This window comes from Paenimyroides ummariense, from assembly GCF_900115115.1.
GTDB classification, from domain to species: domain Bacteria; phylum Bacteroidota; class Bacteroidia; order Flavobacteriales; family Flavobacteriaceae; genus Flavobacterium; species Flavobacterium ummariense.
The window spans coordinates 40,677-53,144 of record NZ_FOVI01000022.1; the positions used below are offsets into that span (position 1 = coordinate 40,677).

Consider the following 12,468-nt stretch of genomic DNA (forward strand, 5'->3'; position numbering starts at 1 on the left):
ATTATGAATAAAAAAATTACCCTAAGTTTAGCTTTATTATCATTCATTTTTAGTGCAAACGCACAGAGTAGTGCTAATGATATTGATACGGCAATCAAGTACGGTCGTTACGATGTTGCAAAAAAAGAATTATATAGGCTTATTAGATCACAACCAAACCAAGGAAAAAACTTTTATCGTTTAGGGGTAATTCATTTAAACGAGAATAATCAAGATTCGGCAAATTATTACTTTAAACAAGGGTTAAGAGCCGTTAAAGATGTTGATGTTAACAATCTTGGATTGGGTAAATTAGGTTTACTTACACAGAAAGATAAAGAAGCGAAATCAAAGTTTAATGCAGCAACTTTAAATATTGGGCCAAAAGATTATCAAACTTATTTGGATATTGCACACGCTTATACCTTCGCTCCAAAACCTGATTTCGATTTGGCATTAGAATTTGTGAACAAAGCATTGTTCGTAAATTTAGAAACTCCGGAACCGCACATTGCCCGTGGAGATATTTACTTTGCAGAAAAACGTTTTGTTGATGCACGCCGTGTTTATTATGAAACATCGAAAAGATTTCCAAATAGTCATTTGCCTAAAATGAAGCTGGCTGATGTTTTACGTGCAGGTAATGAGTTTGAAGATGCTATTAAAGTATATGATACCATTGTTTCTAAAGATCCTGCTTATGCTGATGTTTACAAGCAGTTGGCATTAACCCATGCAGATTACGCGCGTTTTAAAGACGATAAAGCTCTTTTACAGCCTGGTGTAGAAAACTATTTCAAATACCACGGAATGATTGGTGAAAGTATGGATGTTGATAACGAATTGGCTGCATACTTAATCAAAAATAAAGATTACAAGGCTTTAGGAGATTTAGTTAGAACAAAATGGTACACACGTGGAGATAACTTCTTTATGTACCGTTACCGTGCAATTGCCGATTTCCAAAACGGTAAATTTTTAGACGCTAAAGAAAACATCAACATGTATTTTGATGTTCAGGATAAAAAAGATCAATTATTGCCAATCGATTATTTATACAAAGGATTGTCAGAATTAGAAGCTTCTCGTAAAGAAGACGGAACTTTTAACGAAGCGGTTTATAAAAAATCGATCGATGAAATGGCAAAAGCGGTTAAAGAAAATCCTAAATTGGGAGTTGCTTTACACGAATTGGGAATGGATTTGTTTAAAGACGAACATTTTGAACAAGCTTATTTTGTGTTCGATTTAGCTTCTAAAGACGAAAAATCGCCTTACTACGTGTACGATATGTATTACAAAGGAAACGCTTTGTACATGGCAAGCGATAAACCAATGTTTAACGATCAGTTACAAAAAGCAAAAACCGATTTAGACAGCTCATTAAAGAAAACGCCAACTTTTGAGGCTTATTTAATCAGCGCGCGCGTAAACAGAAACTTGAATACGCCAACATCTTTAGCTAAAATGGAAAAAGATTACGAAGGATTTATCGATTTGTTAACTCAGAAAGGATTTGCAAACGATGCTGCTTTTAAAGATGCTTTAATTGAAGCTTACACCATGATTGGTAATTACAACCAAACTACAAACAAAGCAAAAGCAACAAGTTCTTTCCAAAAAGTACTACGATTAGATTCTAGTAACGAGTACGCAAGAAAGCAAGTGCAAAACGCTAAATAGATAATGAAAGAGCAACTTAACGGTTGCTCTTTTTTTATGAAAAATTTTTACGATAACTATTGTATCTTTGCAGAAAATATTAAAATGACAACTACAGAAACTATCGTTGATAAATTACCTTTAATGGAAGCTTTTTACACCATTCAAGGCGAAGGTTTTTATACCGGTCACGCGGCGTATTTTATCCGTTTGGCAGGATGCGATGTTGGTTGCCATTGGTGTGATGTAAAAGAAAGTTGGGACGAAAACCTGCATCCTAAAATTTTGGTAAGCGATATTGTTTCGCAAGCCGAAGATAACGGTAAATTGGTTGTGATTACAGGTGGCGAACCATTGATGTGGAATTTAGATCATCTTACCTCAAAATTAAAAGAGAAGGGAATTCAAACCAATATTGAAACATCAGGAGCTTATGAACTATCTGGTTTTTGGGATTGGATCTGTTTGTCGCCAAAGAAAAAGAAACTGCCTACACAAAGTGTTTACGATGCTGCGAACGAGTTAAAATGTATTATTTACAATCATCACGATTTTAAATTTGCTGAAGAACAAGCTGCCAAAGTAAACAAAAATGCTAAATTATATTTGCAGGTAGAGTGGGGTAAGAAGGAAGAAATGCTGCCTTTAGTTATTGATTATGTAAAGAATAATCCTAAATGGGCAATTTCTACTCAAACTCATAAATATTTGGATATTCCTTAAAATATTTTAATTTTACCTTAAAAAAGTTATGAAGAAAATTATGTTATTGGTGATGCTGTTTGTCGCAACGAACAGTTTTGCCCAAGCTAATAAAACCGATGTGATTAAACTGGTTGAATTATCGGGTGAAGTGCAAGAGTTTTACAATATTGCCGACGAGATTTCTAAGCAGCTTTCTGTGAACAATCGTGAAAGTTTTAAAAAGGATATGGAACCTTTAATTGCCAAGCAGAAAAAGAATTTGATTGCTTATTATTCACAAAATTTATCACAAAGCGAGGTTGAGAATTTAATTGAGTTTTACCAGACACCATTGGCAAAGAAATTCATGATGATCAAACAAAATTATGCTACGGTTTTAAGCAATAAATCAGAAGATTTTAAAAGCGAAATACAAGGCATTATAATGAAATATATGATGTAAAAAGAGAAGCAGCTGCTTCTCTTTTTTATTCAAGTTTCTGTAGTTTTATCAAACACAGATTTTTAAGATTAAAAGGGATTTTAAATTTGTGAGAATCTGTGAAATTCGTGGTAAAAAATCTACGTAATTTATTTTGTAATTCTAGCCAGATAATCAAAATTAGATCCTTCTAAAATCAACTCGCAGTTTAAATTTTGAGCTATACAGGCATTTTGCAACGTATTAAAATCTAAATACAACCAATTAAAAGGTTCTTCATTTTCGCCTTTGTATGATATGTTAAATGTAAGTTCGCCATAGTAATCGCCGTACATAGGAATCCATTTTCCACCGTCATCGTCTTCATCAAACATATAAATAATGTCCGAACTGTCAATTAAAATTTGTCCGTTATCTGTCAGTAAACTTTTTAATTTAGATAGGTATTGATCGATATTCTTCAATCTGCCAAAAATTCCGGTTCCATTCATCAATAACAAAATAGTATCGAACTTTTCAGATTCATCAACTTGTAAAATATCAATCTGCATCGCATTTTCAACACCACGAATTTTACAGGTTTCAACAGCATTTGCAGATATATCAATCGCTAAAACATTCAAACCTTTTTCCTGTAAATACAGTGCATGACTTCCAGCACCGCATCCAACATCCAAAACACTTCCTTTGGCAAGTTTTAATGCTTTTTGTTCTAATTTAGGCATATCTTTAAAGGATCTAAAAAGATAAGAAACGTCCATTTCATCGGCTTCGCTAATGTTTGTTTCGGTAATTAAATTTTCGGGCTGATTATTTTGAACATAATCCAGCATTGCTTTGCCAAAAAGATCTTTAAACATATAATTGTTTTTTTGTAACCACATAGTAACTTAGTTTTAATCTTTAATAAAAACTATGAAAATTCTATATGGTTAAAAGTTTAAATGTAGGTATTTATTTTTTGTAATTTTGTATTTTAAAATTGCAATGGAACAGTATTTAAAACAATTGCCAAAGTTAGCAAAAGATAAGCACACAGAAAACAAGAAGTATTTTGATAAGCTAAAGAAAAAAACGCCTAAAGATTTAGATTACAAAATGCAGCTTATTCATGACGATGTGTTTAAAAAGACCGATTGTTTAAAGTGTGCTAATTGCTGTAAAACTACCGGACCTTTGTTTACTTTGGCAGATATTGAGCGTATTGCAAAACATTTGCGACAAAAACCACAACAGTTTATAAGCCAGTATTTACGAATTGACGAGGATAATGATTATGTGCTGCAAAGTGTTCCGTGTACGTTTTTAGATCACGAGAATTATTGTATGATTTATGATGTGCGACCGAAAGCTTGCAGAGAATTTCCGCATACCGATAGAAAAAAGTTTCAGCAAATAAGCAATCTTACCTTAAAGAATGTTGAAATTTGTCCGGCAGCGTTTGCAGTTGTTGAAGAAATGAAAAAGAAAATGCCTTTGTAAAAAAGGCATTTAAGTTTTATATGAAACTATGTTCGTTATCTAAATAGTTCTTTAAGAAATTGTGCGCATCTTCTTCATTATCGAACGTGTTTATAACGTATTCAACCAGATTTAAGATAAACTCTTTAAAACGTTCAAATAAGTCAACCACTCGACCTAAAATGCGAAGAAACCACTCATAAAGAGATTGAAAACGATCAATGATAGCAATTATAGCGTTTGTTGTATTCATAACAAATTACCTTTTTTTAACTTTTAATCAAATATAATAAAAAACTTGTGATTTGTTAGGTTTGTAATGATAAATTGAAGTTAAAAATCGGCGTAAAGCAAATACTTTTTACGTGTGTTTTTAAAATCTTCAATACCGCTTTTCCAGGTTTCTCTGATTTCTTTTTCTGATAGTTCTTTTTTAATTTGTTTTTGCAGTTGATCGGTTCCGGCAAGTTTGATAAAAAAGTTATTAAAGAACTTTTCTTTATCACTTGTGTTTTTGTAAGCCTTTAAAAGCCATTCTAATGATAAACCGTCGATTGTTTTATGTGTCGATAAATCTTCGCCAAAACATTTTACACCGTTATGAACCGGATCTTTAGCACCTTCGTTAGGCTTTGGTGTAAAAGTAAAATCCATATTCTTTAAAAAGGGCGATCCGTAAATTTGAAACTGCTTTTCGGTTCCGCGCCCCATACTTACATTGGTTCCTTCAAAAAAACACAAACTGGTGTACAGATTTATCGATGTATCATTAGGTAAATTTGGCGATGGTTTAACAGGCAATGAATAGTGCATGCTTTTGTTGTAATTCTTGCAAGGAATAACAGTTAATTTACATTGAAGAGCCTGCCCTGAGCCTGTCGAAGGGTTCAACCATTTTTCGCCGTTAATCATTTGAGCATATTCGCCAATGGTCATTCCGTGCAAAATAGGAATAGGATGCATACCTACAAAACTTTTGTTTTTCATTTCCAGAACAGGACCGTCAACCGTTGCGCCTTTCGGATTTGGTCGATCCAAAACAATCAAAGGAATATTATTTTCGGCACAAGCTTCCATTAAATAGTGTAACGATGAAATATAGGTGTAAAATCGCGCGCCTACATCCTGCAAATCAAAAATCATAACATCAATACCGGTAAGCTGTTCTTTTGTCGGTTTTTTGTTGTTTCCGTACAACGAAATAATAGGCAAACCGGTTTTGGTATCTTTTCCGTCTTTAATCAATTCACCGGCATCGGCAGTTCCACGAAAACCATGTTCAGGCGCATAGATTTTTTTAAGGTTTATTTTATTTTGAATTAAAAAATCAACAATGCTGATGTCATATTTTCTTGCACAATCTGATGTTACAGGATCCACTCCTTTAGGGCAAGGACCTTTTTCCATTAAGAATGTTATTCCCGTCTGATTTGTCAAAATACCTACTCTTTTATCTTTTAATAAAGGAATATAAATCTTTGATTGATCAGCTCCTGTCTTTATGTATTTTTGAAAATCTTTTGACTTTTGACTTTCGACTTTTGACTTACTTTGAGCATTACAAACAAAACTTAAGCCTGTAAATACTGTTACAAAGAAAAATAAAAATGTATTTTTGAAAAGAATTATAGCTTTCATTGTTTTGAATTTATCTTATTTTATAGCTAAACGTTTAGCAACTTCTAAAAAGTATAAAAATAGTGTTTCTGCGCCAATTATAAAAATTGCCATTGCTGCGGTTGCTATCAGTGTGGTTATGATGCTGGTTTCTATTGCAACGGGCTTGGGTTTGCAGCAAAAAATACGCGATAAAATTACATCGTTCAATGGGCATGTGGTGATATCTAATTTTGATAACAATCAGTCCGAAGTTACTTTGGAACCTATTTCAACCCAACAGAATTTTTATCCGAAGTTTACAGAAGTACCCGAAGTTACTGCGGTGCATCCGTTTGCTACAAAAGCCGGAGTTGTTAGAACCGATAAATCGTTTGAAGGAATTGTTTTTAAAGGTGTAGATAAAAATTATCAGTGGAATTATTTGGAAGATTATTTGACCGAAGGAAAATTACCTGAATATAAAACGGAAGGAATGACCAATGAAGTGATTGTTTCGGGTTATTTAGCCAACCGTTTAGAATTGAAAGTGGGTGATAAGCTGGATACTTATTTTTTAAAGAACGATGGTGAAGGTTTGCCAAATGTGCGCGCTTTTACCATTTCGGGAATTTACGATTCGGGTTTTCCGCAGTTCGATGAAACTTTTGTAATTGGTGATTTAAAGCATATACAACGTTTAAACAAATGGCAAAAATACGAAGTTGGCGGTTTTGAACTTTTTGTAAACGATTTTACAAAGATTGATACTATTGCTGATAAAGTGTACAGTCACATTCCATCGACTTTAAACAGCGAACCCATAACAACCAAATACTTTCATATTTTTGACTGGTTAAAGGTGTTCGATTTAAATATTTACATCATAGTGGGATTAATGATTTTAGTTGCCGTAATCAATATGATTGTTGCTTTGCTGGTACTTATTTTAGAACGAACGCAGATGATTGGTATTTTAAAAGCTTTGGGCGCAAGTAATTGGAGCATCCGTAAGATTTTTGTTTACAATGCAACGTATATTGTTTTAATTGGCTTGTTAATCGGAAACGCAATAGGTTTAGGTTTATTGCTAATTCAGAAGTATTTTGGAATTATTACGTTAGATCCTACACAATATTATGTAAAAGTAGCTCCTGTATATATTTCTCCGGTTTATATCATTTTAATCAATGTAGCATTGGTGGTTTTAAGCTACTTAATTATGCTGATACCATCGCACTTAACAACAAAAATTTCTCCGGTAAAATCGATTAAGTTTCAGTAGGTGAGATCAATCTAAATTTAAAGTATAGAATTTATCAAACGAAATATATCAAGCTTAAATTTACACATCTATGTCAAGCTGAACGTGATTCAGCTTCTCATCAAAATAGATATGCGATTGCTTCGCCAGTTCGCAAGCTCGTGTCCGGATCAAGTCTGGAATGACAAGCGTTGTAAAATAAATTGAATGATTCTAATTATAAAATTCGTAACTATAATCAAATCAAAAAATACTAAACAACAAAAAAGTCGCTCTAAACGAACGACTTTTCTTATTTTGTAATGATTCAATCTTAAATAAATAAATGTACTAGGTGATAAACGCCCATTGCAACTAATGCAGATACAGGTATCGTTAAAATCCATGCCCATAATAATGAGATTGTTACACCCCAGCGAACTGCCGATATACGTTTTGTAATACCTACACCAATAATAGATCCTGTAATGGTATGAGTGGTAGAAACCGGTATTCCCATGTGTTCAGTAACGTATAAAGCAACGGCTCCGGCTGTTTCTGCAGCAACACCTTCAAGCGGAGTTACCTTTGTGATTTTAGATCCCATTGTTTTAACGATTTTCCAACCACCGCTCATTGTTCCTAAACCAATAAAAACGAACGATGCTAATGGAACCCAACCCCAGTGGTCAACAAAATAACTAAAACGGTCTGCGTTAGGTATTTCTAAATAAGGATTCAAACCATCTGGCAAGCCCATGTGAAAGCTAATAACGGCAGCACCAATAATACCCATTACTTTTTGTGCATCGTTACCACCGTGACCTAAACTGAATAATGCCGATGATACCAACTGTAAACGTTTAAACCATTTTTCTGCACGGTGCGGATTGGCTTTTCTACAAATCCACATAATAGCAACGGTTATAAAGTAGGCTAGTATCATTCCTAAAAACGGAGCTCCGAAAATAAACAAAAAGATAGGAATTACTTTTGCGTAAACAATAACATCTTCTCCGTTTACATTGATACCGCCTGCGTGTGCAATAGCAGCACCCATAAAACCACCAATTAATGTGTGTGATGATGATGAAGGAATTCCTAGTTTCCATGTTGCCAAATTCCAAAGAATAGCGGCAATTAATCCGGCAAAAATAACCTCGAGTGTAATAAACTGTTCGTTAACCGATTTTGCTATGGTGTTACCAATTTTAAATTCACCAATAATATACAGCGATATAAAGTAAGCGGCAAAGTTAAAAGCAGCAGCCCATAAAACAGCCTGAAACGGAGTTAAAACACGTGTTGTTACAATGGTAGCAATAGAGTTTGCTGCATCGTGAAAACCGTTAATGTAGTCAAACCCCAATGCTAAAACTATAATAATAAGTAATAACCAGGCGCCGCTAACATCAAGGTTTGCAAATAAGTCAAATAGTTCCATAAAAATTTATCTTCTAAAAAATTATGCGTATTTAACAGTAATTGTTTCCAATACATTTGCCACGCGGCGACAGCTGTCGGTAGCTGTTTCCAAAGCATCCATTACTTCTTTGTACTTGATAATTTCTATAATATTGGTTTCGTTTTCAAAAATATCGGCAACCGCTTTATCAAAAACTTTATCAGCTTTACGTTCTAAACGTAAAATAACTTTACAGCCTTCGGCAATTGCTTTAAGGTTTTTCATATCCTTTAAATCAAGTAAACTTTGAGCTACCTGCGTACAAGCTTCTAAATTAGCTTCGGTAAGTTTGCGTAACGGTTTGGTAACTTTTTCAATTTGATACAAACGCATACGCGATGCTGCATCACTTAAATGATCGGCAATTTCATCAACCGCAGTCATTAAGTTGTTAATATCTTCTCTATCAAAAGGGGTAATAAAGTTTCTTCCTAATTCTACACGCGTAGTTTGTGCAATCGCTTCGATTTCCGATTTTAATACTTCTACTTCACGTAATAATTTTTCTCTGTCGTTTGCAGGTAAGTTTACCGCTTCGTGCAATGTTTCCGATAATAATTTAATTTTACCGGCAGCTTGTTCAAATAAAGGGTAAAACGTTTTATCCTTTGGAACTAAAAATTGAAAAATTGAATTTAATGACATGTGTTTATTAATTTTTTCGCACTGCGAAAGTAATATTCTAATGTTAACTTAACATTAAATTTACTTTTTAATGCAAAATATTTTCAAAAGCGGTTTCTGTAAATTAGCAGGAATATTTGTATTTTAGCAGAATTCAAAGAACTTAACGAAATTTTTCAGGAAATGGATTTAAACTTCAATAAAAACGAAGATCATAATAAATTACTATTATCAGAATTAAAACAAAAATTAGCCAAAGTTAAACTGGGCGGTGGCGAAAAAAGAATTGCAAAACTGCACGAACAAGGAAAAATGACTGCTCGCGAGCGTATTGATTTTTTGTTCGATAAAGATTCAAAATCAATCGAAATCGGTGCTTTCGTAGGCGAAGGCATGTATAAAGAACACGGCGGTTGCCCATCGGGTGGTGTTGTGGTAAAAATCGGTTACGTTAACGGAAAGCAGGTTATTGTGGTAGCAAACGATGCTACAGTGAAAGCCGGTGCGTGGTTCCCAATTACAGGAAAAAAGAATTTACGTGCGCAAGAAATCGCTATTAAAAACCGCTTGCCTATTATTTATTTGGTTGATTCTGCCGGAGTTTACCTTCCAATGCAAGATGAAATTTTCCCTGATAAAGAAAACTTCGGACGTATTTTTCGTAACAACGCCATTATGTCGTCTATGGGAATTACCCAGATTGCAGCCGTAATGGGCAGTTGTGTTGCCGGTGGAGCTTATTTGCCGATTATGAGCGATGAAGCGTTGATTGTTGATAAAACAGGATCGATCTTTTTAGCAGGATCTTACTTGGTTAAGGCTGCAATTGGGGAATCTATTGATAATGAAACCTTGGGTGGAGCAACAACGCATACCGAAATTTCTGGTGTTACCGATTATAAAGCGAAAGATGATAAAGATTGTTTAGAAACCATTCGCAACATTGTTGGTAAAATGGGTGATTTTGATAAAGCAGGATACAATCGTATCGATACTAAAAAACCGGCGTTAGATCCAAACGAAATTTACGGAATTCTACCAAAATCTCGAGGCGAACAATATGATACTATGGAAATCATTAAACGTTTGGTTGATGATTCTGAATTTGATGAATATAAAGCAGGTTACGGGCAAACAATTATTACCGGTTATGCGCGCATTGACGGTTGGGCGGTTGGTATTGTAGCCAATCAGCGTAAAGTGGTGAAAACTACCGGAGCGAAAACCAAACCGAGCGAAATGCAGTTTGGCGGTGTAATTTATTCTGATTCTGCCGATAAAGCAACGCGTTTCATTGCAAACTGTAATCAAAAGAAAATTCCTTTGGTTTTCTTGCAAGATGTTACCGGCTTTATGGTGGGGTCTAAATCAGAACACGGCGGTATCATTAAAGACGGAGCCAAAATGGTGAACGCTGTAAGTAATTCTGTGGTGCCTAAATTTACCGTTATTATGGGTAATTCTTATGGTGCAGGAAATTATGCAATGTGCGGTAAAGCGTACGATCCTCGTTTCTTTTTAGCTTGGCCAAGTGCAGAATTAGCAGTTATGGGCGGTGCACAGGCAGCAAAAGTTTTATTGCAGATCGAAGCATCATCGTTAAAAGCAAAAGGCGAGGAGCTAACTCCGGAAAAAGAAGCAGAATTGTTCGATAAAATAAAAGCGAAGTACGATGCACAAACATCGCCATATTATGCAGCAGCACGTTTATGGACCGATGCTATTATTGATCCGTTAGATACCCGCAAATGGATTTCTATGGGAATTGAAGCAGCGAACCACGCACCAATTGAAAAACAGTTTAATTTAGGTGTTATTCAAGTGTAAGGAACTTTAGTTTTGCTATCATAATTTTAAAAAGTCTACTTATAAAGTAGGCTTTTTTTAATTGTTTCATTTCATGAAAATCTTACAAAATTTAAAGAGGAAGCACTTGCTTCCTCTTTTTGGTTGTTTTTATCTAACAGGTGTTTATCGTTTTAACGAGAAGTGACCTCTTACTTCTTTTGTTAATCCTGTTTTTGGATCTATGTAGTCTGCTTTGAACCAGTAGTCGGTTGATGGTAATGGTTGCCCATTGAAAGTTCCATCCCATCCTTCGCCTGCCGGGCTTAACTGTTTGATTAGTTTTCCAAAACGGTCAAAGATATAGATCTTGGTATCAGGTTGGTTCTTTAACGACCAGATGTTCCATGTATCGTTGTAACCATCGTTGTTTGGTGTAAAGAATTTAGGGTAATCCATCACCGTGATTACTTTACTTGCAATACAAGGTTCGCCTTCTATACGTACGTAAACGGTATGCTCACCTGCTGTTACATCTAAGAAGATGTTTGAATCTTGCCATGAACCTTCGTCCAACTTGTATTCTAACACCACTCCCGGTCCTGCGTAAGCCATTACTTCAATGGCATTGGTATCACCAAAGCTATCGGTTACCTTCACCTCGTCAATTGTGATACTTGGCGCCTCATCTACTCGTGCAGTACGTGTTGTGCTACATCCGTTTGGTCCTGTTACTACAACTGTATAGGTTCCGCCGCGTTTTGCGTACAATCTGCTACCGCCATCTAATATATCTGCTACGCCCGGTGGTATAGCTTGCCCGTCTATTGTCCATACAAAGGTGTATCCGGTTCCTGTTACGCCTGTATCAAGATAATGCCCACTGCTTATCCTCATTTGGTCACGGTATTCGTAACATACAAAACCGTCTATTAATGGTTTTACTTCAGGTGCGTTCTTTAAACGGATGGTGATGTTTACTTCATCAAAACATAATAGATCAGTATCTATATTAACTACTTTTGCAATAATTACTTCTCCGTTGAATACTTGTGCATTGTTTGGAGTTGCAATTCTTTTTGAATCTATTGCTCCTGCTGCATCCCAACGGTGGTACTCTACTGTTAAATTGGCTGCCGGGATTACCTGCGTACCAATAATCTCTGCACTTAAAGTGGTTAAATCTATTAATGAAATACCGTCGTTTACATAATCTGTTTCACAGAATTCGGTATTTGCCGGTGTAAACGCATATACTGCCTGTTCGATTTTTAGTGAGAAACTAGCAACACTAAAACAGCCTGTATCTTTGTTTTCTACACGTACCCAGATAACCTGTTCCCATTCTGTAGCATTTATATATGTATATGGTAATGGGTTGGTATTATTTATTGCATTTTGTTCACTTGGGAAATATCTTACAATAAAATCCGCCGGATCTTCTCCTGCCAATGCTTGTGCATCTTTATCGTGTAAATTAAAGGTTGTTGTTGGCGTAGGGTTGTCCATGCACGCTAACAATGCCTT

Annotated in this window: 12 protein-coding genes; 6 read left to right on the forward strand and 6 right to left on the reverse strand. The window is 35.1% G+C overall.

What is annotated here, in order from left to right; translation table 11 throughout:
• The first annotated feature begins 3 nt into the window (after positions 1 to 3).
• From BM253_RS13500 to BM253_RS13510, 3 genes are all read left to right on the forward strand, one after another.
• Positions 4 to 1,662 (forward strand): tetratricopeptide repeat protein, encoded by a 1,659-nt coding sequence (locus BM253_RS13500; protein WP_091525352.1) that lies wholly within the window; start codon positions 4 to 6, stop codon positions 1,660 to 1,662.
• Between the two features lie 84 nt (positions 1,663 to 1,746).
• Positions 1,747 to 2,364, forward strand: coding sequence for a 7-carboxy-7-deazaguanine synthase QueE (locus tag BM253_RS13505; RefSeq protein WP_091525374.1), 618 nt, complete (start codon positions 1,747 to 1,749; stop codon positions 2,362 to 2,364).
• A 28-nt stretch (positions 2,365 to 2,392) separates the two neighbouring features.
• Positions 2,393 to 2,788, forward strand: coding sequence for a DUF2059 domain-containing protein (locus BM253_RS13510; protein WP_091525354.1), 396 nt, complete (start codon positions 2,393 to 2,395; stop codon positions 2,786 to 2,788).
• Positions 2,789 to 2,916: 128 nt separating this feature from the next.
• On the opposite strand, the gene BM253_RS13515 is transcribed toward BM253_RS13510, so the two are convergent.
• Positions 2,917 to 3,651, reverse strand: a complete 735-nt coding sequence (locus BM253_RS13515; protein WP_245758502.1) for a class I SAM-dependent methyltransferase — start codon at positions 3,649 to 3,651, stop codon at positions 2,917 to 2,919.
• A gap of 103 nt (positions 3,652 to 3,754) precedes the next feature.
• Here BM253_RS13515 and BM253_RS13520 point away from each other — a divergent pair, with 103 nt between their 5' ends.
• The gene (locus tag BM253_RS13520; RefSeq protein ID WP_091525356.1) at positions 3,755 to 4,249 is read left to right on the forward strand and encodes a YkgJ family cysteine cluster protein; all 495 of its coding nucleotides are present in this window, start codon (positions 3,755 to 3,757) and stop codon (positions 4,247 to 4,249) included.
• A 16-nt stretch (positions 4,250 to 4,265) separates the two neighbouring features.
• Here BM253_RS13520 and BM253_RS13525 read toward each other — a convergent pair whose 3' ends face one another.
• Positions 4,266 to 4,481: a hypothetical protein gene (locus BM253_RS13525; protein ID WP_091525358.1), complete on the reverse strand. Its 216-nt coding sequence runs from the start codon at positions 4,479 to 4,481 to the stop codon at positions 4,266 to 4,268.
• 80 nt (positions 4,482 to 4,561) lie between these two features.
• The gene (locus BM253_RS13530; protein WP_091525360.1) at positions 4,562 to 5,866 is read right to left on the reverse strand and encodes an exo-beta-N-acetylmuramidase NamZ family protein; all 1,305 of its coding nucleotides are present in this window, start codon (positions 5,864 to 5,866) and stop codon (positions 4,562 to 4,564) included.
• Between the two features lie 4 nt (positions 5,867 to 5,870).
• On the opposite strand from BM253_RS13530, the gene BM253_RS13535 reads away from it, so the two are divergent.
• Complete coding sequence (locus BM253_RS13535; RefSeq protein WP_091525377.1) at positions 5,871 to 7,109, forward strand: ABC transporter permease; 1,239 nt, start codon at positions 5,871 to 5,873, stop codon at positions 7,107 to 7,109.
• 292 nt (positions 7,110 to 7,401) lie between these two features.
• Here BM253_RS13535 and BM253_RS13540 read toward each other — a convergent pair whose 3' ends face one another.
• A complete protein-coding gene (locus BM253_RS13540; RefSeq protein WP_091525362.1) occupies positions 7,402 to 8,511 on the reverse strand; it encodes an inorganic phosphate transporter in 1,110 nt (369 codons plus the stop codon).
• 21 nt (positions 8,512 to 8,532) lie between these two features.
• Positions 8,533 to 9,177 carry a DUF47 domain-containing protein gene (locus BM253_RS13545; RefSeq protein ID WP_091525364.1) on the reverse strand — a complete coding sequence of 215 codons (645 nt, stop codon included), beginning with the start codon at positions 9,175 to 9,177 and terminating at the stop codon, positions 8,533 to 8,535.
• 162 nt (positions 9,178 to 9,339) lie between these two features.
• On the opposite strand from BM253_RS13545, the gene BM253_RS13550 reads away from it, so the two are divergent.
• Positions 9,340 to 10,983, forward strand: coding sequence for an acyl-CoA carboxylase subunit beta (locus BM253_RS13550; RefSeq protein WP_091525366.1), 1,644 nt, complete (start codon positions 9,340 to 9,342; stop codon positions 10,981 to 10,983).
• Positions 10,984 to 11,127: 144 nt separating this feature from the next.
• Here the strand turns inward: BM253_RS13550 and BM253_RS13555 are convergent.
• Positions 11,128 to 12,468: T9SS type B sorting domain-containing protein (locus BM253_RS13555; protein ID WP_143095664.1), on the reverse strand; the 1,341-nt coding region annotated here is incomplete at its 5' end.

Excerpts from the sequence above, each read along its gene's own strand:
- BM253_RS13545 (WP_091525364.1), bottom strand. The coding sequence starts at position 9,177 with ATGTCATTAAATTCAATTTTTCAATTTTTAGTTCCAAAGGATAAAACG.
- BM253_RS13500 (WP_091525352.1), top strand. The coding sequence starts at position 4 with ATGAATAAAAAAATTACCCTAAGTTTAGCTTTATTATCATTCATTTTT.
- BM253_RS13520 (WP_091525356.1), top strand. The coding sequence starts at position 3,755 with ATGGAACAGTATTTAAAACAATTGCCAAAGTTAGCAAAAGATAAGCAC.
- BM253_RS13505 (WP_091525374.1), top strand. The coding sequence starts at position 1,747 with ATGACAACTACAGAAACTATCGTTGATAAATTACCTTTAATGGAAGCT.
- BM253_RS13540 (WP_091525362.1), bottom strand. The coding sequence starts at position 8,511 with ATGGAACTATTTGACTTATTTGCAAACCTTGATGTTAGCGGCGCCTGG.
- BM253_RS13550 (WP_091525366.1), top strand. The coding sequence starts at position 9,340 with ATGGATTTAAACTTCAATAAAAACGAAGATCATAATAAATTACTATTA.
- BM253_RS13525 (WP_091525358.1), bottom strand. The coding sequence starts at position 4,481 with ATGAATACAACAAACGCTATAATTGCTATCATTGATCGTTTTCAATCT.
- BM253_RS13530 (WP_091525360.1), bottom strand. The coding sequence starts at position 5,866 with ATGAAAGCTATAATTCTTTTCAAAAATACATTTTTATTTTTCTTTGTA.
- BM253_RS13510 (WP_091525354.1), top strand. The coding sequence starts at position 2,393 with ATGAAGAAAATTATGTTATTGGTGATGCTGTTTGTCGCAACGAACAGT.
- BM253_RS13515 (WP_245758502.1), bottom strand. The coding sequence starts at position 3,651 with ATGTGGTTACAAAAAAACAATTATATGTTTAAAGATCTTTTTGGCAAA.